Origin of the sequence: Kitasatospora sp. NPDC127035, from assembly GCF_042726075.1 — a bacterium.
GTDB lineage: Bacteria > Actinomycetota > Actinomycetes > Streptomycetales > Streptomycetaceae > Kitasatospora.
Genome location: NZ_JBHXDN010000014.1, coordinates 122642 through 148333, shown reverse-complemented (window position 1 = coordinate 148333; position 25692 = coordinate 122642). Strand labels below are relative to the sequence as shown.

Genomic DNA, 25692 nt, shown 5'->3' with positions numbered 1-25692 from the left:
GCTGTCATGAGCAGCGCCGATCGGGTCGGATCGAGGATCGCTCAAGGGTCGCTCGGTGCGGCCGTGAAGGCTGTGCCGGACGGCCGGTGGCGGCAGGGCAGTCGTAGGGATGCACCAAAAACTCCGCAGCCCACCCGGTGGGTACCGGGTGGGCTGTCCGAGCTACGGGGGGTCAGCTCCTCCGGCCGTCCTCCGGATCCTCCCTGCCGCGCAGCTCCTCCTCGCGGCGGCGCAAATCCGCCTCCCACTGCTTGAGCATGTCCTCGTGCTTCTTGTCGTCCTTCTTCAACGACGCCAGGAACTCCGGGTCGTCGTCCGGCGCGAGCGGCCGGCCTCCGCGCGGGCGGTCGAACCCGGAGCCGCCGTCGCCGTTCACGTGGCGGCCCGCACCGGCGGTCCGCGGGGCGTTGCGCTGCTTGCCGGCCACCAGCCAGGCGATCGACCCCACCAGCGGGAAGAGCAGCACGATGATCACCCAGACCACCTTCGGCAGGTGCTTCACCTCGTCCTCGGGGGTGGTCAGGCAGTCGATGAAGGCCCACACCCACAGGGCGAGCGGGAGTACGAAGGTCAGAATCCTCAGCACGGCGGCGATCTCCCCCGGCGACGGCGGTGGCGGGCGGGCGACTCCTGGAGCGGCGGGACGCTTCAGGGGGGCCCTTGACACAGGCCAGGCTAGCGGGTGGCGGATACTGGCTGGCATGGCATACGACGATCTCCGCTCGTTCCTGCGGGCCCTCGACCGCGAAGGCGACCTCAAGCGCATCAAGGCGGAGGTGGACCCGTACCTGGAGGTCGGCGAGATCGTCGACCGGGTGCAGAAGGCCAAGGGCCCCGCGCTGCTCTTCGAGAACGTCAAGGGTTCCTCGATGCCGCTGGCGATGAACGTCTTCGGCACCGAGCGCCGGCTGGCCAAGGCCCTCGGGCTCAAGGGCCCGGAGGAGATCTCCGAGAAGATCGCCGGTCTGCTGAAGCCGGAGCTGCCGCAGGGCTTCACCGGGTTCCGGGACGCCTTCGGCAAGCTCGCCTCGATGGCCCACGTGCCGCCGCGGAACGTGAAGTCCGGTGACGCGCCGGTGCACGAGGTCGTGCTCACCGGCGAGGACGTCAACCTGGACGAGCTGCCCGCGCTCTTCACCTGGCCGCTGGACGGCGGGTCGTTCTTCAACCTGGGCCTCACCCACACGAAGGACCCGGACTCCGGCATCCGCAACCTCGGTCTGTACCGCCTCCAGCGGCACGACCGGCGGACCATCGGCATGCACTGGCAGATCCACAAGGACAGCCGCAATCACGCGGCGGTGGCCGCCGCGCGGGGTGAGCGGCTGCCGGTCGCGATCGCCTTCGGCTGCCCGCCGGCCGTCACCTACGCGGCCACCGCCCCGCTGCCGGGCGACATCGACGAGTACCTGTTCGCCGGCTTCGTCGCCGGGGAGCGGGTGAAGATGGTCGACTGCAAGACCGTGCCGCTCCAGGTGCCGGCCGACGCCGAGGTGGTCCTGGAGGGGTGGCTGGAGCCCGGGGAGCTGCTGCCCGAGGGCCCGTTCGGCGACCACACGGGCTTCTACACGCCGCAGGAGCCGTTCCCGGCGCTGACGATCGACTGCGTGACGATGCGCCGCCGTCCGATCCTGCAGTCCATCGTGGTCGGCCGCCCGCCGACCGAGGACGGCCCGCTGGGCAAGTTCACCGAGCGGTTCTTCCTGCCGCTGCTGAAGATCATCATCCCGGACATCGTCGACTACGACCTGCCCGAGGCGGGCGGCTTCCACAACTGCGTGATCGTCTCGATCGACAAGAAGTACCCGAAGCACGCCCAGAAGACGATGCACGCCATCTGGGGCGCGCACATGATGTCGCTGACCAAGCTGATCATCGTGGTGGACGCCGACTGCGACGTGCACGACTACCAGGAAGTCGCCTGGCGGGCCTTCGGCAACGTCGACTACAGCCGCGACCTGACCGTCGTCGAGGGTCCGGTGGACCACCTCGACCACGCCTCCTACCAGCAGTTCTGGGGCGGCAAGGCGGGCATCGACGCGACCCGCAAGCTGCCCACGGAGGGCTACACCCGGGACGGCGGCTGGCCCGAGATGGTCTCCTCCGACCCCGAGACCGCCGCCCTGGTGGACCGTCGCTGGAAGGAGTACGGCCTGTGAGCACGGCGGCAGCCCTCCCCGAGGTCCCGCCCGGGAAGGTCAAGAGCTTCCTCCGGCTGGTGATGATCGAGCACTCGGTCTTCGCCCTGCCCTTCGCCTACATCGCGGCGCTGACCGCGATGTTCCTGTCCGACGAGCGGGTGCACTGGGGCGAGCTGTTCGTCGTCACCGTCTGCATGGTCGGACTGCGGACCTTCGCCATGGCGGCCAACCGGATCATCGACCGGGAGATCGACGCCCGGAACCCGCGCACCGCCGGGCGTGAACTGGTCACGGGCGCCGTCTCGCTGAAGACCGCGTACGTGGGCTCGGCGGTCGCGCTGATCGTCTTCCTGGGCGCGGCGGCCCTGCTGAACCCGCTCTGCCTGGTGCTCGCGCCGGTCGCCGTGGTGCCGATGGTGGTCTACCCGTACGGCAAGCGGTTCACCGACTTCCCGCAGGCCATCCTGGGGATCGCCCAGGCGATGGGACCGGTGGGCGCCTGGCTGGCCGTCACCGGCACGTGGTCCTGGGACGCGGTGGTGCTCGGTGCGGCGGTCGGCATCTGGATCGGCGGCTTCGACCTCATCTACGCCTGCCAGGACGTGGAGTCCGACCGGGCGGGCAGCGTGCGGTCGGTGCCGGCCCGGTTCGGCGTCCCGGCGGCCATCCGGGGCGCGCGCGGCTGCCACGTGGTCACCACGCTGCTGCTCGGCTGGTACGCGGTGCTGACGGACGCCGGGCCGGCGTTCTGGGTGGGGCTGCTGGTGGTCGCGGGCGCCTTCGTCTACGAGCACACCATCGTGAAGCCCCACGACCTCTCGCGGCTGAACCGGGCGTTCTTCCAGACCAACGGGTTCGTCGGGATCTCGCTGTTCTTCTTCGCGCTGGTCGACCTGGTGGTGCGCGGCCTCGGCATCTGAGCAGGGGCCGCGCCCTCCGGGGCGTCAGCCCTTCGACTCGTCCAGCGTGTGCTTGACGAGCGCGTTGGCGTGGCCGTGGCCGAGGCCGTGCTCGGCCTTGAGCCAGGCGACCAGCTCCGCGTGCTTGCTGAGCGGGGAGGAGCGGATCAGCTCCTTCCAGTGGGAGACGGGGTGGCCGTACTTCTCCTCGATGGAGGGGAAGTAGCTGGCGGGGCCGTTGCCGGGGAGGGCCATGGGGATTCTCCTGACGTCCGAACGGTCTTGGGAGTTCGATCTTCACGCATTCAGCTTGACGGTGACAGCGGTGAGCCAGCCGAGCCCGAGCGCGGCGCCCAGGGTGAAGGCCAGCACCGTGGCCCCCGATGCGGCGAAGCCGAGGAGCACGGCGGCGGCCACCAGGCGGGAGGCGAGCGCCCAGCCGCGGTCCAGGTGCCGGGCGAGGACGAGGAAGGCCGCGCACAGGGCGAGGAAGCCCACCGCCCCGCCGATCAGGTGGACGGTGCCGTGCGCGCTCAGCTCCGTCACCCGCCCTTCGGGCGCCCCGACCGGGAACCCGGCTCCGGGGTCGGCCGCGAAGAACCCGTCCAGGACGAAGGCCGCGCCGAACACCCCGACGAGTCGCGGCGCCCAGACGCCGGCGGGCAGCGCGAGCCGCAGCCCGACGGCGCCCGTGACGGTGAGCAGACCGGTGAGGAGGAACGCCGTCTGCTGGATCCAGCCGAGGTCGCCGAGGCTCAGCTGGCTGAGCGCGTTGCGGGTGAAGTCGAAGCCCTCGCGGGTCAGGCCCCCGACGACGCCGACGGCGAGGAAGAGCGGCCCGGCGGCGGCGCCGGCGGCCAGCAGGGCGCGGGTGGTGGAGCGGGCGCGGTCGGCCGGGGCGGTCGGGGTGATCGGCGCTGCCATCGTGTTCGTCATGCCAGTAGGACCGGGGGCGGCGCGAGAACTCATCGGGACCGGCGATGTGATCCGGGTCACTCTCGATGAGACAAGCACACTATTGCTGTTCGTGTCCCAGTCGTTCCTCTGCGTGGCTAGCGTTGCCACCGGAAGGCCCGAGCACCGGTTCCTTGAAGGGATTTGGCACATGGCCAGGGAACTCGACCCGTCCCGTTCGCCCCGCGCGTTCTGGGGCGAGGAGATCAAGCGGCTGCGGGAGGAGGCGGGGCTCTCGCAGGAGGCGCTGGGGAAGCTGCTGTTCTGCTCGGGCGCGTACGTCGGCCTGCTGGAGGGGGCGGTCCGGAACCCGCAGGAGGACATGTCGGTGCGCTTGGACGACGTGCTCAGCACCGGCGGCCACTTCCTGCGCGTCTACGAGATGTACCGGAAGTCCTCGCGCTACGCCGACTACTTCCGGCACGCCGCCGAGTTGCAGGGACTGGCGCTGACCATCAGCGAGTTCTCCCCGCTGCTGGTGCCGGGCCTGCTGCAGACGCCCGACTACGCGAGGGCGTTGTTCGAGTCGGCGCAGCCGCTGCGGAAGGCGGCCGAGAACGAGGAGATGGTCGCGGCCCGGATGTCGCGGGCCGAGCTGCTCGATCGGAAGTCCGCGCCCATGTACTGGGCGGTCCTGGACGAGGCGGTGCTGAGGCGCCCCGTCGGCGGCGAGGCTGTGATGGCAGGCCAGTTGAGGTATCTTGCCGCTCTGTTCCAGGCGCGCAAGGCACTCATCCAAGTGGTTCCGCTGACGGCGGGTGCGCACTCGTTGATGGTCGGCTCCCTCAGCCTGATGACCTTCGAGGATGCGCCGCCGACGGCCTATGTCGAAGGGCTTCTCACGGGGAATCTGGTGGACGATCCGGCGCTGGTCGACCAGTGCTCGCTGGCCTACGATCTGGTCAGGGCTGCCGCGTTGTCGCCGGAGGCGTCCCTGGCCCTGATCGAATCGGCGGCGGAGGACCACGCGGATGCAGCGAACCGAGCAGTGGCGCAAGAGTAGTTACAGCAGCGGCAACGCAAACGACAACTGCATCGAGGTGGACGACGCGCGCCCCGGTTCGGTCCGTGACTCGAAGGACCCGCAGGGTCCGCGACTGCGCTTCACCCCGGCGGCGTGGCAGTCCTTCGTGACCGCCACCGCCGACGGCGAGTTCGACGCCGGCTGACGCACTCACCGACTCGCAGCGAAGGCCGTCCCCGAATCACCGGGGGCGGCCTTCGAGCCGTTCGGGGGCGCTACTGGCAGGCGCGGCCGTCCTGCGAGGTCCTCCGATGCCGGGGACCGGCGCGGGGCGCAAAGCGGTGGGCGGGGCGGGTGCCCGGCCGTGCCGCCGACCTGGTCGCGGCCGAGCACCCGCCGGGTGCCCGCCGGGTGCCCGCCAGACACCCGCGCGCGCAGCCGGCCCTAGCGTCGCGGTGTGACGAAGACGTCGTTCACGACGTACCCGTCCAGTCCGTGCAGCTCGCCGTAGGCGATCAGGTCGCTGCTCCGGTTGATGAACCCGCGTCCCGAATAGTTGAGCGAAGTGTTGCAGAGGACGCTGAATCCGGTGAGTTCGCCGAAGGCGGTCAGCAGTGCACCCATGGCCGGGTTCGCGGTCGGGTCGACGGTCTGGGTGCGGGCCGTTCCGTCGACGTGGGTCACCGCGCGCAGGTCGGCGGATTCGACCCGGCTGAAGTACAGCATGTAGGGGTCGGGGAGGCCACCGCCGAACCAGCGGCCCGCTTCCTGCTCCAGGCAGATCGGGGCGATGGGGCGGTAGCTTTCGCGCTGTTTGATCCCGTTGAGGCTGGCCGTGGTCTCCTCGGTGAAGGGAGCGGCCAGGATCGACCGGTTCCCGAGGGCGCGGGGGCCGATCTCCCAGCGGCCCCGCGCCCAGCCGATGATCTTCCCGTCGCGGAGGTGGCGGGCGACCTCGCCGTGGTCCAGCGGGCGGATCTCGTAGCGCTGCGGGTCGAACGCGATGTCCTCCACGAATTCGCCGCCCGCGTAGACGTCCCACTCCAGGTCGGCCGACCCGGTGTAGAAGTGCTGGGCGTCGATGGCGGTGCCGATCGCGGAGCCGCTGTCGTTGGGACACGGCGGAACGAAGACCGCGGGGAAGAGCCCGCACTCGCGCCAGCGCCGGTTCCACTCGCAGTTGAGCCCGCAGCCCCCGGAGATGAGCAGCGGGATTCCCTCGGTCAGGTGCTCCCGGGCGTACGCGTGGAAGCGGTCGAAGATGGCGTCCGAGAGCCGGGCCGCCAGGTTCTTGTAAGCGCTCGATTCCACACCGACGTTGTGGAAGGGGGAATCGGTCATCCGGTCCTTCAGGCTCCCGGTGATGACCTCCTTCTGGCCGAGGACGAAGTCGATCACGTCCTGTTCCGCCCGGGTCGCCGGCCGGTTCTCGGCGAATCCGGCCAGGGCCATCTGCTTCCCCGCGTCCTGGAACCGGACGAACTCCTGGTGCGGACTGAACTTCGGGTCGGCGAGCGCGAAGCCGTAGGAGTACTTGTTGCCGGGGTAGTTGAGCACCTCCTTGAGATGGGTCACCTTCCCGTGCTGGTCGATCCGGTAGAACGAGCCGATGTTCCCCTCCCACACCAGGCTGTAGAAGGGCTGGTCCCGGCGGAGTGCCGACATGCCGTAGGACGTCATGATGTGGGAGCGCTCATGGGTGGACGAGAAGACGCGCACGGCCTTGCCGAAGAACCGGCCGGCCTCGTCCGTGATCGCGGATGCGCCCACACCGAAGTACCCGGCGCGCGAAGCCTGGTCGGTGCACTGGGTGCCCTTGATCCAGCCGCTCACGGCGACGACGTCGGGCTGCCTGTCCAGCCGGTCCGCCGCCGTCGCGAACAGTTCGGCCGTCGGATTGCTGTAGCGGAGGAACGAGTCCTTCTCCGCTTCCAGGGAGAAGAGCAGCCTGCCGTCGTCGACGGCCGCGATCGCCCCGTCATGGCCTTCCTTGAGGGAAAGAATCAGCATGATGGTCCGTTTCTCGGTGGGTTCCGCGTCCGACGGTTCGGGGCGGGCTCAGGGGCCGGGCGGCCCGGGTGCTGCGGGCGGCGCGGAGAGGGCCTTCAGGGCGAGCCGGTGCAACCGCGGGTTGGCGGACAGGGCGCCGGTGCCGTTCCGGGGCGAGGTGCCCAGGAGGTCGGTGCAGAGGCCGCCGGCCTCCTCCACGAGAACCTGTACCGCGGCGATGTCCCAGGGGTTGACGACCGGTTCGGCCGCGATGTCGAGCGTTCCCTCGGCGACCATGCAGTGCTGGAGGAAGTCGCCGAAGGCACGGTCCTCCCAGCAGGCTTCGGCCAGGCGCAGATAGGCCGCACGTGAGTGGAAGACGTCCCAGGTCCGGGTGCTGGTGGTGGAGAGGTATGCCTGGTCGAGGCGGGTGCGGCCGGAGACCCCCAGGCGCACGGGGGCGGTGCCGGCCGGTCCCCGGCGCAGCCAGGCGCCCCGGTCCGCCGCCGCCCACCAGCGGCTGTGCAGGGCGGGGGCGCTGATCACGCCGACGGTGGGGCGATCGTCCTCCAGCAGGGCGATCAACGTGGCCCAGACCGGTACGCCGCGCAGGAAGTTCTTGGTGCCGTCGATGGGGTCGACCAGCCAGGTGCGCCCGGAGGAGACGGAGCCGCCGGTCTCCTCCCCGGCGAACGCGTCATCGGGGCGGGCGGACCGCAGTTCCGCGCGGACGGCCGTCTCGACGGCGGTGTCCGCGTCGGTCACGGGTGTACGGTCCGGCTTCTCCCGGACCCGCAGGTCGAGGGCGTGGAAGCGGCGGACGGTGAGCCCGTCGGCGAGGTCGCCCAGACGGAGGGCCAGTTCGAGGTCGTCCTCCGGTGGCACGGGCGGCGTCACCGGATCACCTCGTTCGCAGTTCGAGCAGGTGGTACTCCATGACGCCCACTTCCTCGATCCGGCGGACCTTGCGCAGCATGTCGATCCGCAGGCCGGCCTCACCGGCGAGCACGTCGAGCCGTTCACGGTCCCCGAGGTGGGCGGTGCCCAGCAGCAGCCGGCCGCCGTCGGTCAGGTGCTCGTGCGCCCCGGCGAGGTAGCGGGCCTGGCCCCGGTAGCCCGGGTCGAAGACGGCGGTGTGGATGTCGCTGGAGAGGGCGAAGCCGTCCTCCACATAGGTCCAGGGCACGTTCCAGAAGATCGTGTCGAAGCGGCTCAGGGGATCGAGCGCCGTGTACATGTCGCTGTGGAGGGCGCGGACCCGGTCGCCCACACCGTGCCGCTCGGCGTTGGCGACGGTATTGGCCACGGCCTTCTCGTTGACGTCCAGTGCGGTGACGGAGGCACAGCCGCTGAGTGCGGCGGTGACGGCGATGACGCCCGTACCGCAGCCGACCTCCAGGAACGAGCCGTCCCGGGGATAGGGCACCACCGAGGCCATCACCTCGGTGGCCGCGCTCAGCGTGCTGGGCCAGACACCCCGGTGCAGGCTCCATTCCCGTCCCAGCAGGGTGAAGGTGTCCGGCAGGTCGTCACCGGCGAGGGCGTGCTGCAGGGCCCTCGCCACGTCCTCCGGCGACTCTTCGACAGTCATGCCCGCTCCCTCTTCGGCAGTGCGGTTTCGGTCATCGGGGCAGCTCGGCGGCGTACCGGACCAGCGCTTCGCGGTGACGGCCGATCTTGCGGAACGCCTCGGCGTACTGGTCGATGAGCACCGTGTCGTCGGGCCAGGCGGTGAAGGTCGGCAAGGAGAGCGCGTGCTGCTCGACGTGCTCGGCCTGCGAGTCGGCCCCCGGCGTGGTGGCCTTCTTCGGGACTCCGGGGAAGAGAGGGTTCTCGGTGCGGGCGTAGAGCGGCAGGGTGGACAGCCGGGGGCCGGAGGGGGCGCCGACCTCCATGCCCTCGGCGCGCAGCGCCCGGATGAGCACCGAACGTGGAACGCCACCCAGCGCCTGGGGCCGGTAGAGCGGCTTGTAGCCGTACCAGGCGCCCATGTCGACGTGGTCGGCGACATGGACCTGCTGCAGGTACTCCACGTCGGCGAGCTGCTCGCCGAGGTGCCGCAGGCACCGGTGCCGGGCCTCCTTGCGTGCGGGGAAGGCGGCGAGGGCATGCCGGGCGACGATGGCGTTGAACGGTGACATGCGCAGCTTGAGTCCGAAGCCCGTGACCCAGTGGGCCCGCAGGTCCTCGTCGAGGACGGAGTCCCGGGAGCGGTCCCGGTAGTGCCCGAGGAGGGTGGCGCGGTCCTGGATCCCGGGGTCGCTGGTGACGAGGATGCCGCCTTCTCCGGCGTAGACGGCCTTGTTGGCCTGGAGGGAGAAGACGGCGGCGTCGCCGAAGGTGCCGACCGGCCGGCCCTTGTAGCGGCTGCCGTGGGCGTGGGAGCAGTCCTCCAGGACGCGCAGCCCGTGCCGTTCGGCGATCGACAGGATCGCGTCCATGTCGCAGGGGTGGCCCCACTGGTGGACGACGGTGACGACCTTGGTGTGCTCGGTCAGCGCGGACTGGAGCGCCTTGGGGTCCAGGCCGCGGGTGTCGGGGTCGATGTCGGCGAGGACCACGTCACCGCGCAGCGCGAAGACGGGGCTCAGCGCGGCGTGGTAGGTGAGCGCCGGTCCCACGACATCCACCCCCTCGCGTACGCCGAGGGCGAAGTAGGCGGCGAGGAGCGCACTGGTGCCGGAGTTGAAGGTGACCGCGTAGCGCGCGCCGCCGTTCAGGAAGGCGAGGAAGTCGGCTTCGAGCCGGCCGATGGGGCCGCTGTTGCCCTTGATGGAGATGTCGGTGTTCCGCTGTGCGGCCAGCTCGGACAGCTCCGCCTCGTCCGCGGGGGGCGGCCACACCTCGTGGGGCAGTGGCCGCGAGATGGCGGGTGCGCCCCCGAGAAGGGCGAGCCGTTCGTCGGTACTCATGTGCTCTCTTCCTGTCCTTGCGGGGTGGGTCAGGCGCATCGGTCGGTGAGTCCGCTCGTCCCGCCCGATCGGGCCCGGTAGATTCCGTCGATCGTGCGAACGGTGGCGAGTTGACGCAGGAGGTGGTCCCGGCGGTAGTCGCGGTCCTCCAGGCGGTCCAGGTAGCGGATGAACATGGAGCGCGTGATGTCGGTCCTGGATCCTTCCGGGGCGTAGCGTTCCAACTGGGCCCCTCCGACGGCATGCAGGGTGGCCGCGCCGGGGGCGACGGTCAACGCGCCTTCCGAACCGAGCACGCAGAGCTGTTCGGTCTTCGCGAGGCTGTGGCGCGAGATGCGCAGCGAGCCCGCCAGCCCCCTCGACGGGTAGCTGCACAGGAGGGCGACCAGATCCTCCAGTCGGCGATCCCGCGTCTCCTGGTACTGGTGCACGAAGGCCGAGTGCACCCGGGGGGTTTCGGGGAACATCCCGTTGAGCACATCGACAAGGTGGTAGCCCATGTCGAGGAGCACACCACCCCTTGCCTGCTCCCGGGACGCGCGCCAACCCGTGGTCGGACGAGCCAGGTTGAAGTGGTAGTCGTAGGAGAACCAGTAGGGCCTCCCGATCCGCGCGAGGTTGTCCCGGGCGAACCGGAACACCGGGTCGAAGTTCCGTTGCAGCAGTGTGAAGACGCTGCGGTCGGCCTGCTGCGCGAGATGTATCAGCTGGCGCGCTTCAGGTTCGGTGACCGCGAACGGCTTCTCCTTGATGACGTGCCGGCCGTGCGCCAGCAGCCGCGTACAGACCGGGAAATGCTCGCCGTGAGGCACGGTGACCACTGCGGCGTCGAATTCGACGGCTTTCAGTGCGTCGTCGAGGCTCCCGTAGTACGGGAATCCCCATGCGTCGGCGAGTGGCACGGCGGGCGGGGCGGAGTCGACGCCGCCGACGATATCGGCAATCTCCTGTACGATCGGCAGGTACTCCTTTCCTTGATGCCCGGCAAATCCGATCATCAGCACTCGTGGTCGCGGACGGATGTCCTTCAGCCTGTCGCCGGGCATGCAGAATATTCCCCTCGCAGAACACCGCTCGACGATGACGTGGGAAGTCGGGAAAGGGTTGTTCAGCCCGGATCGGACGTACGTGTCCGCAGACGGTTCAGAGAGCCGTGCGGCTCCCCGAAGGGTCGGCGCGCCAAGCGTGTGCCGCGGTCACGACGTCCTTGATGAAGGTGCTGCCGCTGCGCAGTGTGTTCTCGTCGAGCAGCGTGACGTCCTCGGCGGCCAGCCAGGCGAACTCGGTGTGCTTGTCCCGTTCGAGTGCGGGCGAGGAGAGGTCTCCGTCCACCTCGACGAGGTAGTCCGACTCGATGTGTCGTATGCCGTCCCCCGTCCACTCCGTGTGTGCCACCCGGGCGAGAACGCGGCGCAACCGCCACCCCGTCTCTTCCGATATCTCCCTGCGGAGCGCGTCCAGGAGGGACTCCCCTGGTTCCACGGCTCCACCGACCACGTCCCAGCAACCGGGGAAGAGGGAGCGGTCGGCCGAGCGGCGTTGGACGAAGATCCGGCCGGCCGGATCACGGATCAGTGCGCCCACCACCGGTCGGGGCCGGGCTTCCCCGGTCATGAGGGTCCCCCGTCGCGCTCGGACGGGCACGGGGGTTCGGAACCAGTATTCCCGTACGAACGGCCGAACGGGCGGGGGGGCGAGCGGTCCGAACGGCGGGGTCGGGGCGGGACGAAGCGGTCTGGATTCGAACTGGAGAATGAACGACCTGAAGCTTGCCTCTCCACTCCGCGAGGTTAGCCGAATCCCGGAGAACAAGTGCGAGGGCGAACTTCTTCAGGGCGCCTTGAGTTCCACTTGACACGGCGAACGGTCGCGTGCTGAGGGATTGCCTCCCGGTGTGTGCCGCGGCCCCGCCCCGGCGGAATCGCCGGGGCGGGGCCTTGTCCGCGCACGGTCCGGTATCGGCCCGGTCCGGCTGCCCCATGGCGACGGGGCTCCGGCAGCGGATTCTTGAGCGATTCTTTCCTGCCGCCGCTGACGGATCGTGACGGAACTCTATTGGCCGGATCGGCCGCCCTTCGCGTCCCGGCGATGCCGTCCTCCGGCCCCGCCGACCCGGCCGGCGCCTCCGTTCACCGGCGGCGCGCGACCACGAAGGCGTAGCCGATCTCCGCGAGGGCACCGAACCGGGGAAGGGAACGGGCGAAGTCGAAGAACTCGTAGTGCGGGTCGTCCACGGAGGGGGTGACACGCGCGAAGGCATCGGCGAACGCCTGGTAGGTGCGCCGGACGTGCTCCCCGATGTCCTGGAACTCCAGAACCTCCAGACCGGCGCGGTCGAGGGCCGTGCGGAGCTCCGCCGGCTCGGGGAGCGCAGGGGACCCGAACGCCCGGCAGGTCCGGCGGACCGTCTCCGCGGCCTCACCGGTCACCGGCGACCGGAGCAGCACGTCGGTGACGACCAGCGTGCTGCCGGGCCGCAGGGTCCGGGCGATCTCGGTGAGGGCGGCGGTCCGGTCGGGAATGTGCATCATGGACTCGACCGCCCAGGCACCGTCGAAGGACGCGGACTCGAAAGGCAGTGCGCAGGCGTCCGCGTACCGGAAGTCCACCCGGTCGGCGAGCCCGGCGGCATCCGCCCGGGTCCGTGCGAGGGCGATGTCCTCGGCGCTGACCGAGATTCCTGACACCTGGCCACCGGTGGCCCGGGCGATGCGCAGCGCGGGCCGTCCCGTTCCGCAGCCGACATCCAGCAGACTGCGGCCGGGTGCGGCGCCCAGCCGCCCCGCCACGAGGTCGGTGAGCCGGTCGGTGGCCTGGTCGAGCGACCGTCCGTCCGCCGGGCTGTCCCAGTAGCCGACATGAATGTTCCCGTCGACGGCCGCGCCGGCCACGATCTCGGGGTGCTCGTCACGGAGCGGGTCAGGGTCGGGTGAGGACGGGACGCCGTGCTGCGCGGACGGGTTGTCGGTCATCGCGATCTCCCGGGTGCGAGGGGTGAGTCGGCGGGTGACGAGGGCCGGCGGCGTTCGCCGGGAGCGGGCAAAGGTGTTCCCGGACGAACGCGACGCCGTTCCGCTCTTCCTGAAGGACTTCCCGTGCGACCGGTGGTGGGAACCGCTTCTCGGTGACCGGCTACCGCAGGGCGGTGATGGCGGTGGCGAGGTAGACGTCGTGGACGTGCCAGTGGCCGTCCAGGGTGGGGAGCGGGGAGGGGGCGAGGAGGACGGCGGTGAAGGTGCCGTCCGGGCGGAGGGTGAGGTCGGCCTCGGAGAAGTCGAGGAAGCGGTCGTCACTGCGCGGCCGACCTGCAGATCCTGACCTCGGCAGGAACCGCGACAACACATCCCACTCGGCATCCGAAAGCTCATGACGCCGCACCACAACCGACGTGATCTCTCATCGCTTGATCAGATTTGAAGACGGACCCTAGCATCGCCGCATGATCGACGACGGCACCGACTGGAAGTCCGACCGCATCGGCAGCGCGCTGCGGGGTGAGAACCCGACCGTGATCCGGCGCCTGGACGCCGGGTTCGCTGTGATCGGGGACGTGCAGTTCCTGCCCGGCTACGCGATCCTGCTCACGGACGAGCCTGGCGTCGAGCGGCTCTCCGACCTGCCGAGGGCGCGCCGGATCGCGTACCTGGAGGACCTCGACCGGCTCGGCGAGGCCGTGGAGCGGGCGTGCCGGGCGGCCGACCCGGCGTTCCGGCGGGTCAACCTGGAGATCCTCGGCAACACCGACCCGATGCTGCACGCGCACGTGTGGCCGCGCTTCGGATGGGAGCCCGAGGACCTCGTCCGGGTGCCCGTCTGGCTCTACCCGGCGGACCGGTGGCGTGACGACCGGTACGCGCTCGGCCCGGCGCAGGACCCGATCCGGGCGGCGATCGGGGCCGAGCTGGATGCGCTCAGGTGAAAGCCGGTGGTGCAGACCACTCGTTCTCGTGAATCCGCTGACCAGGGTGCGGACGCCGTGCCAACTCCGCTCTAACCTGCGGAACATGGACATCGTGATCCCGCTCTTCGACGATTTCGAGCCGCTCGACGCGGTCGGCCCGTACCAGGTGCTCGGGTATCTCCCGGGCGCCGTCGTGCGGTTCGTCTCGACGAGCGGGACCGGCCGGGTGGTCGACACCCTGGGCGGGCTGAGACTGGACGTTCCCGCCCGGTACGAGGAGGTCGAGTCGTGCGACGTCCTCCTCGTGCCGGGCGGGAACGGGGCGCGTCCGCTGCTGGACGACGCCGGGTTCACCGACTGGATCCGCCGGGTGCACGCGACCACCCGGTTCACCACCTCGGTCTGCACCGGTGCGCTGCTGCTCGGGGCGGCCGGACTGCTCAAGGGGCTGGTGGCGACCACCCACTGGGCGGCCGCGGGCGAGCTGGCGGCGTACGGTGCGACGTACACGCCGGAACGGGTGGTCCGCCGGGAGCGGATCGTCACGGCGGCCGGGGTCTCCTCCGGCATCGACATGGCGCTCCGGCTCGTGGCGCTGCTCGCCGACGAGACCACCGCCCGGGCGATCCAGCTCCACGCCGAGTACGACCCCCAGCCCCCGTTCGACTCCGGTTCGCCGGCGAAGGCGTCGCCCGCGGTGCTGGAGCGGATCCGCGAGATCGGCTAGGCCGGGGCGGGCGGGCGGGCGGGCAGGCGGGCAGGCGGGCAGGCGGGCCTCCGGGCGGGGCCGAGGCGTCACCCCCGGAGGAAGGACTCCAGGGAGGCCGCCAGCGCGACCGGTGTCTCGTGCATCGGGTAGTGGCCGCTGTTGGGGAGCTCCTCCAGCTCGGCGTTGGGGTAGTGGGTCAGGAAGGTGCCGCGCATCACCTCGGCGGTCAGAGCGAGGTCGTGCGCTCCCACGATCACCTTGACCGGCACGGGATTCCCGTCGATCCGTTCCACCAGGTCGGCGGTGGCCCAGTCGCGCACGTAGCCGCCGAACGCCTCGCGGGTGGACAGTGACAGCGAGCGGTTCACCATCAGGTCGAGCCAGACCCGGCCGGCCCGCCGCCCGGTCACCAGATCGATGATGGCGAACCGCTTCTCGCGGTCCTCCGCCGCCCCGTAGAACAGCTTCTCGGCCGCCGCGTCCATCGGGTACACGCTCGCGGGGACGGGCGCCAGGCCCACCAACTTCCTCACCCGCCCGGGTGCCTGGGCCAGCACCTGTTGCACGGCCTTGCCGCCCATGGAGTGCCCGACGAGCGAGAAGCTCTCCCAGCCGAGCTGGTCGGCCAGCGCGAGCGCGTCGTCCGCGATCTCGGCGAGCGTGTACGCACCCGCCACGTTCCGGCGCTCGCCGTAGCCCCGGTAGTCGAGGAAGGCGTAGGTGAAGGCGGAGCCGTCCAGGTAGTCCAGGAACGGGCCCCAGCCGGCGCTGGTGCCGAACCAGTCGTGCAGCACCAGGACCTTGTGGGCGCCGGTGCCGATCAGGCGGTGAGGGATCGTCATATCCGTTGTTCTGCCCGCGAATCCGGGCCGCCGAACTACCGGCCGGTAGGCGGATCCGCCACCGCCGGGCGGCCCGCCGGGCACCGGATCAGAGCGTGCGCCGGTACGCCGTGCCGGGCCGGCCGTCGACGACCTCCTCGCCCACCGCCGTGAAGCCGGTGCGGGCGAGTACGGCCCGCGAGGGCGCGTTGTCGAGGGTGGTCACGGCGGTGAGCGCGGTGAGCCCGTACGCCGTGGCGGCGAGCCGGCACGCCTCCTCGACCGCCGCCCGGGCCACGCCCCGGCCGCTCGCGCTCTCGGCGACCCGGTAGCCGAGTCCGGCGCTGCCGCCGGCCGCGTCCACCAGGTTCACCCGGCCGAGCAGCGTGCCCCCGGCGTCCAGGACGACGTGGAAGTGGCAGGCGCCGGTGGCCTGTTCGGCGAGCAGCGCGGCGTGGCGGCCGGCGAACCCGTCCGGGGTGAAGTAGCCGTCCCCGCGGTCGGGCACCGAACGCGCGAAGTACGCCCGGTTCTCGCGTTCGAAGGCGAGGAGGGCGTCCGCGTGTGCGGCGGCGAGCCGTTCCAGCCGCACGGCCGGGCCGGGGGAGCGGGGCGCACCGGGGGTGCCCGGCGTTCCGAGCCGGGGCGCCTCCGGATGGACCGAACCGTCTTCTGTGGTCATCCGATCATGCTCCGGCCCGGGGCGGGAGCTGTCCAGCAGACGCGGAGGACGGCGGACGGGCGGCGCGGGCCGGTCCGGGACGCTGACGGCCGGAGAATGGCGGACAGTCCGCACCCTCGAAGGAGATTCCCGTGATCGGCCGGCTGCAGTGTCTCGTCCTCGACTGTCCCGACCCGGCCGTGCTGGCCCGCTTCTACGCGGGGCTGCTCGGCGGCGAGGTGGACCGGCCGGATCCGCGCTGGTCGCTGGACGAGGCGTGGTCCACCCTGCACACCCCCGGCGGACCGGTGCTCTGCTTCCAGGGGGTCGCCGACCACCGTCCGCCGCGCTGGCCGGACCCCGCCCACCCCCAGCAGGCCCACCTGGACATCGACGTCGACGACCCGGCCGCCGCCGAAGCCGCCGTCCTCGCCCTCGGCGGCACCCTCCTCCGGGACGCCGGGGGGTGGCGCGTCTACGCCGATCCCGCCGGCCACCCGCTGTGCCTCCTGCCCGTCCGCCGCTGACCCCGTCCGCGGCCGGACCGGGCCGCCGCCGGCCCTGCGCACCCCCGGACCGGACCGGCCGGGCGCTCCCCGGCCGGTGTGCCGGAGAGCGCCCCTCGGCGGTTCCGTTCAGGCGATGCGGCGGATGCGGCGGACGGCCAGGACGAGGAGCAGGGCGGTGAGGGCGAGGAAGAGGCCCGTCTCGATGCCCTGGAAGGTCCAGAAGCGGTCGGCCGGCTGGTACTCCTGCCAGTTGGTGTAGGGCGCGGGCCCGAAGCCCTGCTGGGCGAAGTGGGCCACGCACCCGGCGGAGTCGCCGGAGCCGTCGGTGTCGCAGCCGACCCGGGCGTCCGGGAGGACGAGTTCCCCGACGCCGTTGCGGACGCCCTCCTGGTAGACCCAGGAACCGGTGAAGCGGTTGCCCGTGAGCGGGCTGTCGATCGCGTAGCTGAGCGTCTTCGTCGGCAGGAAGTGCGGGCGGGCGAGGGTCTCGACCAGCACCCGGACGGCGACGAAGGCGGCGAGCGAGATGCCCATCGCGGGCAGCACCTTGCGGCTCAGGGTGCCGACCAGGATGCCGAGCGCCACCGCGAACAGCGTGTAGCCGATCGGCGCCGCGCCCTGGACGTCGAAGAAGAGGTAGCCGAGCCGGCCCGCACCGTTGGCGGCCAGCGGGGCCAGCCACCAGGCGACGCCCAGCGAGTAGACCACCGACAGGACGAGGGCGACGGCGCCGACCAGGCCGAACTTGGTGAGGATCCAGCGGCGGCGGCTGATGCCCTGGGTCCAGACCAGCCGGTGGGTGCCGTTCTCCACCTCCCGGGCGACCAGCGGGGAGCCGAAGAAGAGGCCCACCAGGACCGGCAGCAGGACGAAGAGGATGGCGAGGAAGAGCATCGCGCCGTACTGGTTCTCGAAGCGCTGGCTGAGCGACTCGCAGCCGCCGCCGGAGACGAGTTGGGTGCCGCCCAGCTTGCGCAGGCACGCCCCGAGTCCGGAGTCCTCGAAGGTGGACCGCATGCCGAGGCCGGTGGGGATCAGGGCGGCGGCCAGGACGGCGAGGGCGATCGCCGTCCAGAGCGCCTGCTTGCGGTGTTGACGCCAGGTCAGCCAGATCATGCGGCCACCTCCGGGAGGGCGGCGGTGCCGGTGCTGCGGGTGTCCGCGGCGCCCAGGTAGGCGAGGACGAGGTCCTCCAGGGTGACGTCGTGCACGGCCCACCGGTCGGTGTCGACCGGGCCGTCGGTGCGGACCAGCAGGGTGGACTGCCGTTCGGTGTGGCTGGCCCGGATCACCGCCGCCACTCCGGGCACCGCGGCGCCGTCGGCGACCCGCGGGCCGACCAGCCGGCAGTGGGTGGCGAGCAGGTCGTCCACCGCGCCGGAGAGCTGGACGTGGGCGGTCTGCAGGACGATCAGGTGGTCGCAGACCCGTTCGAGGTCGGCGAGCAGGTGGGAGGAGAGCAGCACGGTGGTGCCGTACTCGCCGACCGCACCCATCAGGGCCTGCATGAACTCGTGCCGGGCCAGCGGGTCGAGGGCGGCCACCGGCTCGTCCAGGAGCAGCAGCCGGGGCTTCTTGGCCAGCGCCAGGGCGAGCGCGACCTGGGCGCGCTGGCCGCCGGACAGCTTGCCGACCGGCTTGTCGGCCGCAATGCCGAGCCGGGTGAGCCGCTCACGGGCGATCGCCGAGTCCCAGCGGCGGTTGAGCCGGCTGCCCATGGTGATCAGCTCGGTGGCGGTGAAGTCCGGGTAGAGCGGGGTGTCCTGGGCGACGAACCCCAGGTCGGCCAGGGCGTCGATGTTGTCCCGCGGGTCCCGGCCGAAGACGCGGACCTGTCCGGCGTCGGGCTGCAGCAGGCCGACGGCGAGGTGGAGCAGGGTGGACTTGCCGGCTCCGTTGGGGCCGACCAGGGCGGCGATCCGCCCGGCGGGGAGCTGTAGCGAGCAGCCCCGGAGTGCCCAGGTCTGGCCGTAGCGCTTGCCCAACCCGTCTGTCTGCAAAGCGACTTCCGTCATGTGTTCCCCCAAGGATGCGGTCTGGCGGGATGTCGTACGGGCTAGCCGGTGTGCCGGCTGCCGTGCCGGCCGTCGCCCGGTGGCGTCCGGTCGAACGTGGCCCGCGTGGTGGTGTCGATCAGTGCGGTGATGTCCTCGCGGGTGAGTCCGGCCTCCTGCGCCTTGCGCAGCCAGGTCACCAGCTCGTCGCGCAGTTCCGCCTGGTTGGCCAGCGAAGGTCCGGCCAGGGTGCGGACCAGGAACGTCCCCACCCCGGGCCGGCCCTCGGCGAGCCCCTCCAACTCCAGCTCCCGGTAGGCCTTGAGCACGGTGTTGGGGTTGATCGCCAGGGACTGCGCCACATCGCGCACCTTGGGCAGCCGGTCCCCCGGCTGCGCCAGTCCGACGCGCAGCGCCTGCTTCACCTGAAGCACCAGCTGCATGTACGTGGCCACCCGCGAGCGGCCGTCGAGCACGAACTCGATCACCAGTTGTTCTCCTGTCCTACGACAGTAAGACAGGATAGACGTGCGTCAGTCAAGTGGTGGGAGGGAAAGCTGAATTGCCGCCGGTCAGCGGGGTCTGACGAGGAGTCCGCCGGTTCGCTCGGCGCGCCCGGGCCCGCGGGGTCCGGCCGCCCGTACGGCCGGCGGCCGGAGCTGCGGGGCGGTCAGTGCAGGGACAGCGCGTCGCCCACGGCGAGCCGGCCGGGGGCGGCGACCCCGGCGAGCGCGTCCAGCCGGGCCTCGTGGGCCTGGGCGATGGCCTTGAGGATCTCGGGGGCGTGCGGCAGCCCGGGCTGGGCGGCGGTGGTCATCGCGCAGCGCTCGCTGGACCGGACGAAGGAGAGCCGCGCGCCGGAGCGGGAGCCGGTCCGGCCCTCGCGGCCGAACCACGTGTCCTCGACAAACGGCGGGGTGCCGGGCGGGGTGCGCACCAGGACGTTGGGCCGGAAGCGGCGGACGTCCACGACGGCGGACGGCGCGGCCTCGGCCACCCAGTCGAGGGTGGCGGTGGTGAGCACGCTGACCGGGAGCTGGTCGAAGTGCGAGACGGCGTCCTCGCGGGCGAGTTCGACGTCGTCGCGCTGGAGGTAGGCGCGCAGGAAGGCGGTCGGGTCGGCGACCGGACCGCCCAGCGGGTCGAACAGCTCGGGGCCGTCCAGACGGTGGCCGAGCCGGGAGGAGAGCCGGAGCAGGCCGTCCATCCGCCGGAACCGGCGGGTGTTCTTGCCGGAGCCGAGCTTGCCGTTGGCGTCGCGCACGGCGTAGAGGCGGTCGCCCGCGAGCCCGCGGTCGTCCACCTCGACGGAGTCGAGCCGCTCGCCGCCGGTGGACTTCACGGGGTAGCGCCAGAGCTGCTCGATCACTCCGATGATCTCTGCCATGGCCGGACAGCGTACCGGCGTACGCCGGGGATGGTCTAGACCAAGTGCCCTTCGGGCCAAGCGGTTCGGCAGATCGGGTCGGTCGCTCCCGGTAGGTCCGGGGTGAGCCGGGGCGGTCCGCGGTCACCCCAGCCGGGCCACCGCCCGGACCGGCGCCCCGTCGGCTGCCACCAGCCGGATCGGGAAGAGCGAGATCTCGACCGGGAGCCCGGCCCGCTGCGCCTCCAGCAGCGCCCGCAGATCGGTCAGGTTCTCGGCGATGACCCCGCCGCCGGGCGCGCCGAGCAGGATCCGGTGCGCGGCCAGGGTGGGCTCGTCGGCGGCCGGCTGGTCGTGCTCGTCGGTGAGGTCGGCGAGCAGCGCGGCCACCGCCGGGTCGCCGGGCCCCGGGTCGGGCGTGGGGTCGACGCTGAGCGCGTCCACGCCGACCGTCCGCACCCCGGCGGCGACGATCGCCTCGGCCGCGCCGGCGGACAGGCTGGGGTGGGCGAGATAGGTGTCGGTGCCCCAGTGCCGGGCCCACCCGGTGGCCAGCAGCAGGACGGTGCCCTCGCCGGCGTGCTCCAGCGCGGGCGCGAGCTGCTCGGCGGTCACCTCCGAGCGCGGCTCCAGGCCGCGCAGGTCGGCGACGACCGCGGGGCCGGTGAACCGCTCCAGCGGCAGGCCGTCCAGGGTGGGCCAGGTGACGTCCACGTGGTACGGCGCGTCCACATGGGTGCCGGACTGCGAGCCGAGGTGCAGGGCCAGCACGTTCACCCCGGCGGTCGCGGTGGTGAGCGCGGGTTCCAGGACGACGGCCGGGTCGCCGGGGTAGACCGGCATCGCGGTGGTCACCTGATGGGTGAGGTCGACGAGGGTCGCTGCCATGGCACCCATCCTCCCAGGAGGGCGCCGGGGCCGGGTGGGCCGCGTGAGGATAGAAAGTAAGCACTATGGAAAAGCCGAACCAGCCAGTCCGTCAGCCCTGGGTCGTGGGAGTGTCCGGCGCGTCCGGCACGCCCTACGCCGCTTCCGTGATCCGCGCGCTGCTCGCCGCCGGCGAGGCCGTGGACCTCGTGGTGAGCCGCGCCGCGCGGCTCACCATCCTCGACGAGACCGGCATCTCCTTCCGCGACGCGCACTGGCGCACCGACCTCGCCGCCTGGCTGGCCCTCCCGGAGGACGGCCTGGACGACGTCCGGTACTGGCCCGCCGGGGACTTCGCGGCCGGCCCGTCCAGCGGCTCGTACCCGGCCAAGGGCATGCTGGTCGTCCCCGCCACCACCGGTGCGGTGGCCGGCATCGCGCTCGGCCTGAGCAAGGACCTGCTCCAGCGGGTCGCCAGCGTCACCCTCAAGGAGCGCCGCCCCCTGGTGGTCTGCGTCCGCGAGGCACCACTCAACGGGGTGACGCTGAAGCACCTGGTGGAGCTGGACGCGCAGGGCGCCGTCGTGCTCCCCGCCTCGCCCGGCTTCTACGCCGGCGGCTCCACCGTCCGTGAGCTGGTCGACTTCGTGGCCGGGCGGGTGCTGGACGCCGTCGGCGTGCCGCACGCGCTGTACCGGCGCTGGGAGGGCGAGTTGGGCGCGGCCGCCCGGGAGGGCGACCGGCCGGCCTGACGACATGGGTCCGTCGGCCCGAGGGGGAGTGGGGAGCCGGCAGTCGGGAGAGTATGTTCTCTGCGATATCCGGGTTGGTCCGAGCATGGCACCTTTGAATCCGGATAATGATCTGTGGGTCTGGTGAGGTTCGGAAGGACGCGGACGGTATATGGACACGGTGGACAGACAGCTCATCCAGGCGCTCCGGGAGAACGGCCGTGCGTCCTACGCCGAGCTGGGCCGACTGGTCGGCCTCTCCGGCCCGAGCGTCACGGACCGCATCAACCGGCTGGAACAGGCCGGCGTGATCACCGGCTACCGCGCGACGGTCAACCCGGCCTCGCTCGGTTTCGGTGTCACGGCCCTGATCGGACTCCAACTCACCGACGCGGCCGACCACGAGGACGTCGCGTTCCGGCTGAAGGACCTCGGCGAGGTCGAGGACTGCTGGTTCATCGCCGGTGACGACTCGTACATGCTCAAGGTCCGGGTGCCGGACGTCGAGGGCCTGGAGTCGGCGGTGAAGCGGATCTCCGGGACGAAGGGTGTGGCCCGTACCCGTACGACCGTCGTACTCTCCACCAAATGGGAGAGCCGGGTGAGCGAGCTGCCGCTCGCCGAAGGGGAGTGACGGCGATGGCACTGGTCGGTCTGGAGGAGCTGCACGCGGCCCGGGAGCGGATCGCGGGGGTCGCGGTGCGCACCCCGCTGGTCCCCGCCCCCTGGGCGAACGACGGCGAGCGGCGGCTCTGGCTCAAGCCGGAGAACCTCCAGCCGACCGGGGCCTTCAAGACCCGCGGCGCGTACAACCGGCTCGCCGCGCTGAGCGGGGCCGAGCGCGCCCGCGGGGTGGTCGCCCAGTCCAGCGGCAACCACGCGCAGGCGGTGGCGTACGCGGCGGAGCTGCTCGGCATCAAGGCCGTGATCGTGATGCCGGACACCTCGCCGGCGGTCAAGGTCGAGGGCACCAGGTCGTTCGGCGCCGAGGTGCTGCTGGTGTCGCCGGAGGAGCGGGACTCGGTGCCCGGCGAGCTGGCCGAGCGGCACGGCTACGTCTGGGTGCCGCCGTACGACGACCCGTTCATCATCGCGGGCCAGGGCACCGTGGGCCTGGAGATCGCCGAGGACGCCCCGGCGGAGCTGGACACCGTCCTCGTCCCCGTCAGCGGCGGCGGGCTGATCTCCGGCACGGCGGCCGCGCTCAAGCTGACCCGTCCGGGCGTGCGGGTGATCGGTGTCGAGCCCGAGCTGGCCGCCGACGCCCGGGAGAGCCTGCGGACCGGCGAGCGGGTGGCCTGGCCGGTCGCCGACACGTACCGGACCGTCGCCGACGGGCTGCGCACCCCCTCGGTGGGCGAGCTGCCCTTCCAGCACCTCACCGCCTACGTGGACGACATCGTCACCGTCACCGAGGACGAGATCCGCGCGACGGTGGCGCTGCTGGCCCGGCGCGGCCGGCTGGTCGCCGAGCCGTCCGGCGCGGTCGCCCCGGCGGCGTACTTCCACCGGGCGGCCGAGACCGGCGGACGGCACACGGCCGCCGTGGTGAGCGGCGGGAACATCGAACCGGCGTTGCTCGCGGAGCTGCTCGCGGACTGAGCGCCACAGGGGCGTACGCTCGTTCCGGCAAGGAATCGAAGTCGGAGGAGGCGGGGCACCGCATGGACGCAGGGCTCAAGCGCGAGCTGGAGGCGAAGGTCTACGCGGGTGAGCGGCTGACCCGCGAGGACGGGATCGCGCTCTACGAGAGCGACGACCTGGCCTGGCTGGGCGGCCTGGCCCACCACGTGCGGACGCGGAAGAACGGCGACGTCGTCCACTTCAACGTCAACCGCCACCTCAACATGACCAACGTGTGCAGCGCGTCCTGCGCCTACTGCTCGTTCCAGCGCAAGCCGGGCGAGAAGGACGCGTACACGATGCGCATCGAGGAGGCCGTCCGCCTCGCCAAGGCGATGGAGGTGGACTCCCTCACCGAACTGCACATCGTCAACGGTCTCCACCCGACCCTCCCGTGGCGCTACTACCCGCGTTCGCTGCGGGAGCTGAAGGCGGCGCTGCCGAACGTCTCGCTGAAGGCCTTCACCGCCACCGAGATCCACTGGTTCGAGCGGATCAGCGGCCTGCCCGCCGACGAGATCCTGGACGAGCTGATCGACGCCGGCCTTGAGTCGCTCACCGGCGGCGGCGCGGAGATCTTCGACTGGGAGGTCCGCCAGCACATCGTCGACCACGACACCCACTGGGAGGACTGGTCGCGGATCCACCGCCTCGCCCACAGCAAGGGCCTCAAGACGCCGGCCACCATGCTGTACGGCCACATCGAGGAGCCCCGCCACCGGGTCGACCACGTGCTGCGGCTGCGCGAGCTGCAGGACGAGACCGGCGGCTTCCAGGTCTTCATCCCGCTGCGCTACCAGCACGACTTCCACGACTCCAAGGACGGCGTCGTGCGCAACAAGCTGATGGCCCGTACCGAGATGGCCACCGGCGCCGAGGCACTGAAGACCTTCGCGGTCTCCCGGCTGCTCTTCGACAACGTCCCGCACGTCAAGGTCTTCTGGGTGATGCACGGCGTCACCACCGCCCAGCTGGCGCTCAGCCACGGTGCGGACGACATGGACGGCTCGGTGGTCGAGTACAAGATCACCCACGACGCGGACAACTTCGGCACCCCGAACAAGCTCGGCCGGGACGACCTGCTGGGCCTGATCCGCGACGCCGGCTTCCGGCCGGTGGAGCGCAACACCCGCTACGAGGTCATCCGCGAGTACGACGGTCCCGACCTCGGCCGTCGCGAGACCCCGCAGGCGATGCGCCTCTGACCCCGCGGCCCCGCAGGGGGCCTCCGCGACCGGCGGTTCCCGCCGTCGCGATCCCGTCGCCCGGGCCGCCCGCCGGCCCGGGCGACGGCTTCTTCACGGGCTCGACACAGACCCCGGGTTTCCCAACGGGGCCTCGGTTTGGCAGGATCGGCCGCATGTCCGGTTCCGATCGCTCCACCGCGTACCCGTCGTACGAGCCGGTGTACGAGGTGCCGCAGCAGCCGTACGGCGGTCACCAGCAGCCGTTCCCGCAGCAGTACGAGGCGCCGCACGCGGGCCCGTACGGGTACCAGGACGTTCCGGGCGGCGTGCCGTCCGGGTACCGCAGCCTCGCCGAGCACGACGTCTACGACCAGCCGTTCCAGGCGTCTCCGGCGGAGCCGGAGGACCTGGCGGCCGGACCGGAGCCGTCGGCCCGGCCCCGGTCGGTGCCCGCTCCCGCCGCGGCCCCCGCCGGGTCCCGGGCGGCCGCCCGGGGTCACCGCCGCAAGCCCAAGAAGAAGCGCACCGGCCGGGCCGTCACCGCCGGCACCGCCCTGCTGCTCGCCGCCGCCGCGGGCTGGTACACGGTCGGCCAGGACGCCGCGAGGACGGGCGTGACCAGCGCCGACGGCCCCGGCCCGGACGCCGTCGCCGCCCCGGACCGCTCCACCGCCCAGACGGTGACCGACCAGGCCTCCCCGACCGCCGCCCCCGCCGCCCCGGCCGCCGACGCACGGCACACCGAGGAGCCCGCCGCCGACCGCAGCGAGGCCCGCGCGGACGGCTCGGTGGCCGCCATACCGGGCCTCGGCCCCGGCTTCGCCGCCCGGATACCCGTCGAGACCACCCAGGTCGTCTTCGCCTCCGGCGAGGGCAAGGACACCAACAAGGCCGTGGTCACGCTCTGGACCCGCACCGCCGAGGGCCGATGGCTGGCCGGCGAGACCTGGCAGGGCCACAACGCGTTCAAGGGCTGGACCACCGATCACAACGAGGGCGACCTGCGCAGCCCCATCGGCGTCTTCTCGCTCACCGACGCCGGCGGCCGCAAGGCCGACCCGGGCAGCAAGCTCCCGTACGACAAGGACGCCAACTTCGTGGTCTCCGGCCGGGGCTTCGCCGGCGAGCAGCTCGCCGGTTCCTTCGACTACGTGGTCGCGATCGACTACAACCGGGTGCCCGGCAACTCCCCGCTCGACCCGCGCCGCCCCAACGGCTCGACCAAGGGCGGCGGCATCTGGATCCACGTCGACCACGGGGGCCCGACGCACGGCTGCATCTCCGTCCCGGAGGAGAAGATGGCGCAGCTCATCCGGACCCTGGACCCGGCCGCCCGCCCGGTGATCGTGATGGGTGACGCCGCCTCGCTGGCCGTCTGAGCACGCCGTCCGGGGCCCGGCCGGCCCCGTCGGTGTCCCGCGGCGGCCCGGGCACGCCCCAGTCGCCGCAACGGTCCTTGTCGGT

Annotated in this window: 30 protein-coding genes; 12 read left to right on the top strand and 18 right to left on the bottom strand. The window is 71.8% G+C overall.

Features of this window, described 5'->3' with window-relative positions; genetic code table 11:
- Positions 1-172: 172 nt before the first annotated feature.
- A complete protein-coding gene (locus ACFWIC_RS12745) occupies positions 173-586 on the bottom strand; it encodes a PLD nuclease N-terminal domain-containing protein (protein WP_329885502.1) in 414 nt (137 codons plus the stop codon).
- 115 nt (positions 587-701) lie between these two features.
- Here ACFWIC_RS12745 and ACFWIC_RS12740 point away from each other — a divergent pair, with 115 nt between their 5' ends.
- Positions 702-2159 (top strand): menaquinone biosynthesis decarboxylase, encoded by a 1458-nt coding sequence (locus ACFWIC_RS12740; protein ID WP_329885501.1) that lies wholly within the window; start codon positions 702-704, stop codon positions 2157-2159.
- Entirely contained in the window at positions 2156-3061 is a 906-nt protein-coding gene (mqnP, locus tag ACFWIC_RS12735) for a menaquinone biosynthesis prenyltransferase MqnP (protein WP_329885500.1), read from the top strand. Before ACFWIC_RS12740 ends, mqnP begins: the two co-directional genes overlap by 4 nt.
- A 24-nt stretch (positions 3062-3085) precedes the next feature.
- On the opposite strand, the gene ACFWIC_RS12730 is transcribed toward mqnP, so the two are convergent.
- On the bottom strand, positions 3086-3295 hold the full coding sequence (locus ACFWIC_RS12730; RefSeq protein ID WP_329950306.1) for a DUF4287 domain-containing protein: 210 nt from the start codon (positions 3293-3295) through the stop codon (positions 3086-3088).
- Positions 3296-3337: 42 nt separating this feature from the next.
- Positions 3338-3976: a DUF998 domain-containing protein gene (locus ACFWIC_RS12725; RefSeq protein ID WP_329885498.1), complete on the bottom strand. Its 639-nt coding sequence runs from the start codon at positions 3974-3976 to the stop codon at positions 3338-3340.
- Positions 3977-4145: 169 nt separating this feature from the next.
- Between ACFWIC_RS12725 and ACFWIC_RS12720 the strand changes: the two genes are divergently transcribed.
- Together ACFWIC_RS12720 and ACFWIC_RS12715 are read left to right on the top strand one after the other, a co-directional pair.
- Positions 4146-4997, top strand: a complete 852-nt coding sequence (locus tag ACFWIC_RS12720) for a helix-turn-helix transcriptional regulator (RefSeq protein ID WP_329950307.1) — start codon at positions 4146-4148, stop codon at positions 4995-4997.
- Positions 4966-5163, top strand: coding sequence for a DUF397 domain-containing protein (locus ACFWIC_RS12715; RefSeq protein ID WP_329950308.1), 198 nt, complete (start codon positions 4966-4968; stop codon positions 5161-5163). Before ACFWIC_RS12720 ends, ACFWIC_RS12715 begins: the two co-directional genes overlap by 32 nt.
- Positions 5164-5402: 239 nt before the next feature.
- Here ACFWIC_RS12715 and ACFWIC_RS12710 read toward each other — a convergent pair whose 3' ends face one another.
- From ACFWIC_RS12710 to ACFWIC_RS12675, 8 genes are all read right to left on the bottom strand, one after another.
- The gene (locus ACFWIC_RS12710) at positions 5403-6968 is read right to left on the bottom strand and encodes a carbamoyltransferase C-terminal domain-containing protein (protein ID WP_380518176.1); all 1566 of its coding nucleotides are present in this window, start codon (positions 6966-6968) and stop codon (positions 5403-5405) included.
- Positions 6969-7016: 48 nt separating this feature from the next.
- Positions 7017-7844, bottom strand: coding sequence for a histidinol-phosphatase (hisN, locus tag ACFWIC_RS12705; protein WP_380518173.1), 828 nt, complete (start codon positions 7842-7844; stop codon positions 7017-7019).
- A gap of 4 nt (positions 7845-7848) precedes the next feature.
- Positions 7849-8538 (bottom strand): methyltransferase, encoded by a 690-nt coding sequence (locus tag ACFWIC_RS12700; RefSeq protein WP_329950311.1) that lies wholly within the window; start codon positions 8536-8538, stop codon positions 7849-7851.
- A 31-nt stretch (positions 8539-8569) separates the two neighbouring features.
- The gene (locus ACFWIC_RS12695; RefSeq protein WP_380353570.1) at positions 8570-9859 is read right to left on the bottom strand and encodes a DegT/DnrJ/EryC1/StrS family aminotransferase; all 1290 of its coding nucleotides are present in this window, start codon (positions 9857-9859) and stop codon (positions 8570-8572) included.
- Positions 9860-9888: 29 nt separating this feature from the next.
- Positions 9889-10905 (bottom strand): Gfo/Idh/MocA family protein, encoded by a 1017-nt coding sequence (locus ACFWIC_RS12690; RefSeq protein WP_380518169.1) that lies wholly within the window; start codon positions 10903-10905, stop codon positions 9889-9891.
- Positions 10906-11002: 97 nt separating this feature from the next.
- Positions 11003-11473 carry an NUDIX hydrolase gene (locus ACFWIC_RS12685; protein ID WP_380518166.1) on the bottom strand — a complete coding sequence of 157 codons (471 nt, stop codon included), beginning with the start codon at positions 11471-11473 and terminating at the stop codon, positions 11003-11005.
- A gap of 515 nt (positions 11474-11988) precedes the next feature.
- Positions 11989-12831, bottom strand: a complete 843-nt coding sequence (locus tag ACFWIC_RS12680) for a methyltransferase domain-containing protein (protein WP_329885489.1) — start codon at positions 12829-12831, stop codon at positions 11989-11991.
- Positions 12832-12991: 160 nt separating this feature from the next.
- Positions 12992-13201, bottom strand: a complete 210-nt coding sequence (locus ACFWIC_RS12675) for a hypothetical protein (RefSeq protein ID WP_329885488.1) — start codon at positions 13199-13201, stop codon at positions 12992-12994.
- A gap of 97 nt (positions 13202-13298) precedes the next feature.
- Between ACFWIC_RS12675 and ACFWIC_RS12670 the strand changes: the two genes are divergently transcribed.
- Positions 13299-13778, top strand: a complete 480-nt coding sequence (locus ACFWIC_RS12670) for a diadenosine tetraphosphate hydrolase (protein WP_329950315.1) — start codon at positions 13299-13301, stop codon at positions 13776-13778.
- Positions 13779-13863: 85 nt separating this feature from the next.
- The gene (locus ACFWIC_RS12665) at positions 13864-14487 is read left to right on the top strand and encodes a DJ-1/PfpI family protein (protein ID WP_329885486.1); all 624 of its coding nucleotides are present in this window, start codon (positions 13864-13866) and stop codon (positions 14485-14487) included.
- A 68-nt stretch (positions 14488-14555) separates the two neighbouring features.
- Here ACFWIC_RS12665 and ACFWIC_RS12660 read toward each other — a convergent pair whose 3' ends face one another.
- On the bottom strand, positions 14556-15311 hold the full coding sequence (locus ACFWIC_RS12660; protein WP_329885485.1) for an alpha/beta hydrolase: 756 nt from the start codon (positions 15309-15311) through the stop codon (positions 14556-14558).
- An 88-nt stretch (positions 15312-15399) separates the two neighbouring features.
- Entirely contained in the window at positions 15400-15972 is a 573-nt protein-coding gene (locus ACFWIC_RS12655; RefSeq protein ID WP_380518160.1) for a GNAT family N-acetyltransferase, read from the bottom strand.
- Between the two features lie 131 nt (positions 15973-16103).
- Here ACFWIC_RS12655 and ACFWIC_RS12650 point away from each other — a divergent pair, with 131 nt between their 5' ends.
- Positions 16104-16478, top strand: a complete 375-nt coding sequence (locus ACFWIC_RS12650; RefSeq protein ID WP_329950317.1) for a VOC family protein — start codon at positions 16104-16106, stop codon at positions 16476-16478.
- Between the two features lie 108 nt (positions 16479-16586).
- On the opposite strand, the gene ACFWIC_RS12645 is transcribed toward ACFWIC_RS12650, so the two are convergent.
- From ACFWIC_RS12645 to ACFWIC_RS12625, 5 genes are all read right to left on the bottom strand, one after another.
- Positions 16587-17576, bottom strand: coding sequence for an ABC transporter permease subunit (locus ACFWIC_RS12645; RefSeq protein WP_355403288.1), 990 nt, complete (start codon positions 17574-17576; stop codon positions 16587-16589).
- Positions 17573-18460, bottom strand: a complete 888-nt coding sequence (locus ACFWIC_RS12640) for an ABC transporter ATP-binding protein (protein ID WP_329950319.1) — start codon at positions 18458-18460, stop codon at positions 17573-17575. The genes ACFWIC_RS12645 and ACFWIC_RS12640 overlap by 4 nt, the downstream gene beginning before the upstream one ends.
- A gap of 56 nt (positions 18461-18516) precedes the next feature.
- Positions 18517-18942: a GntR family transcriptional regulator gene (locus ACFWIC_RS12635; RefSeq protein ID WP_329950320.1), complete on the bottom strand. Its 426-nt coding sequence runs from the start codon at positions 18940-18942 to the stop codon at positions 18517-18519.
- 182 nt (positions 18943-19124) lie between these two features.
- The gene (locus ACFWIC_RS12630) at positions 19125-19841 is read right to left on the bottom strand and encodes an MOSC domain-containing protein (RefSeq protein ID WP_329950321.1); all 717 of its coding nucleotides are present in this window, start codon (positions 19839-19841) and stop codon (positions 19125-19127) included.
- Between the two features lie 123 nt (positions 19842-19964).
- On the bottom strand, positions 19965-20708 hold the full coding sequence (locus ACFWIC_RS12625) for a cyclase family protein (protein ID WP_329885478.1): 744 nt from the start codon (positions 20706-20708) through the stop codon (positions 19965-19967).
- Positions 20709-20773: 65 nt separating this feature from the next.
- On the opposite strand from ACFWIC_RS12625, the gene ACFWIC_RS12620 reads away from it, so the two are divergent.
- From ACFWIC_RS12620 to ACFWIC_RS12600, 5 genes are all read left to right on the top strand, one after another.
- The gene (locus ACFWIC_RS12620; RefSeq protein WP_329950322.1) at positions 20774-21439 is read left to right on the top strand and encodes a UbiX family flavin prenyltransferase; all 666 of its coding nucleotides are present in this window, start codon (positions 20774-20776) and stop codon (positions 21437-21439) included.
- 151 nt (positions 21440-21590) lie between these two features.
- The gene (locus ACFWIC_RS12615; RefSeq protein ID WP_327678059.1) at positions 21591-22052 is read left to right on the top strand and encodes an Lrp/AsnC family transcriptional regulator; all 462 of its coding nucleotides are present in this window, start codon (positions 21591-21593) and stop codon (positions 22050-22052) included.
- 5 nt (positions 22053-22057) lie between these two features.
- Positions 22058-23020: a threonine/serine dehydratase gene (locus ACFWIC_RS12610; protein ID WP_380518153.1), complete on the top strand. Its 963-nt coding sequence runs from the start codon at positions 22058-22060 to the stop codon at positions 23018-23020.
- Positions 23021-23082: 62 nt separating this feature from the next.
- Positions 23083-24246 carry an aminofutalosine synthase MqnE gene (gene mqnE, locus ACFWIC_RS12605; protein ID WP_329885475.1) on the top strand — a complete coding sequence of 388 codons (1164 nt, stop codon included), beginning with the start codon at positions 23083-23085 and terminating at the stop codon, positions 24244-24246.
- Positions 24247-24401: 155 nt separating this feature from the next.
- On the top strand, positions 24402-25607 hold the full coding sequence (locus ACFWIC_RS12600) for a L,D-transpeptidase family protein (protein WP_380353550.1): 1206 nt from the start codon (positions 24402-24404) through the stop codon (positions 25605-25607).
- The last annotated feature ends 85 nt before the right edge of the window (positions 25608-25692 follow it).

Coding starts and splice junctions, on each gene's coding strand:
- ACFWIC_RS12740 (WP_329885501.1), top strand. CDS start 702: ATGGCATACGACGATCTCCGCTCGTTCCTGCGGGCCCTCGACCGCGAA.
- ACFWIC_RS12730 (WP_329950306.1), bottom strand. CDS start 3,295: ATGGCCCTCCCCGGCAACGGCCCCGCCAGCTACTTCCCCTCCATCGAG.
- ACFWIC_RS12725 (WP_329885498.1), bottom strand. CDS start 3,976: ATGACGAACACGATGGCAGCGCCGATCACCCCGACCGCCCCGGCCGAC.
- ACFWIC_RS12720 (WP_329950307.1), top strand. CDS start 4,146: ATGGCCAGGGAACTCGACCCGTCCCGTTCGCCCCGCGCGTTCTGGGGC.
- ACFWIC_RS12715 (WP_329950308.1), top strand. CDS start 4,966: ATGCAGCGAACCGAGCAGTGGCGCAAGAGTAGTTACAGCAGCGGCAAC.
- ACFWIC_RS12710 (WP_380518176.1), bottom strand. CDS start 6,968: ATGCTGATTCTTTCCCTCAAGGAAGGCCATGACGGGGCGATCGCGGCC.
- ACFWIC_RS12700 (WP_329950311.1), bottom strand. CDS start 8,538: ATGACTGTCGAAGAGTCGCCGGAGGACGTGGCGAGGGCCCTGCAGCAC.
- ACFWIC_RS12695 (WP_380353570.1), bottom strand. CDS start 9,859: ATGAGTACCGACGAACGGCTCGCCCTTCTCGGGGGCGCACCCGCCATC.
- ACFWIC_RS12690 (WP_380518169.1), bottom strand. CDS start 10,905: ATGCCCGGCGACAGGCTGAAGGACATCCGTCCGCGACCACGAGTGCTG.
- ACFWIC_RS12685 (WP_380518166.1), bottom strand. CDS start 11,473: ATGACCGGGGAAGCCCGGCCCCGACCGGTGGTGGGCGCACTGATCCGT.
- ACFWIC_RS12680 (WP_329885489.1), bottom strand. CDS start 12,831: ATGACCGACAACCCGTCCGCGCAGCACGGCGTCCCGTCCTCACCCGAC.
- ACFWIC_RS12670 (WP_329950315.1), top strand. CDS start 13,299: ATGATCGACGACGGCACCGACTGGAAGTCCGACCGCATCGGCAGCGCG.
- ACFWIC_RS12665 (WP_329885486.1), top strand. CDS start 13,864: ATGGACATCGTGATCCCGCTCTTCGACGATTTCGAGCCGCTCGACGCG.
- ACFWIC_RS12660 (WP_329885485.1), bottom strand. CDS start 15,311: ATGACGATCCCTCACCGCCTGATCGGCACCGGCGCCCACAAGGTCCTG.
- ACFWIC_RS12655 (WP_380518160.1), bottom strand. CDS start 15,972: ATGACCACAGAAGACGGTTCGGTCCATCCGGAGGCGCCCCGGCTCGGA.
- ACFWIC_RS12645 (WP_355403288.1), bottom strand. CDS start 17,576: ATGATCTGGCTGACCTGGCGTCAACACCGCAAGCAGGCGCTCTGGACG.
- ACFWIC_RS12630 (WP_329950321.1), bottom strand. CDS start 19,841: ATGGCAGAGATCATCGGAGTGATCGAGCAGCTCTGGCGCTACCCCGTG.
- ACFWIC_RS12625 (WP_329885478.1), bottom strand. CDS start 20,708: ATGGCAGCGACCCTCGTCGACCTCACCCATCAGGTGACCACCGCGATG.
- ACFWIC_RS12620 (WP_329950322.1), top strand. CDS start 20,774: ATGGAAAAGCCGAACCAGCCAGTCCGTCAGCCCTGGGTCGTGGGAGTG.
- ACFWIC_RS12615 (WP_327678059.1), top strand. CDS start 21,591: ATGGACACGGTGGACAGACAGCTCATCCAGGCGCTCCGGGAGAACGGC.
- ACFWIC_RS12610 (WP_380518153.1), top strand. CDS start 22,058: ATGGCACTGGTCGGTCTGGAGGAGCTGCACGCGGCCCGGGAGCGGATC.
- mqnE (WP_329885475.1), top strand. CDS start 23,083: ATGGACGCAGGGCTCAAGCGCGAGCTGGAGGCGAAGGTCTACGCGGGT.
- ACFWIC_RS12600 (WP_380353550.1), top strand. CDS start 24,402: ATGTCCGGTTCCGATCGCTCCACCGCGTACCCGTCGTACGAGCCGGTG.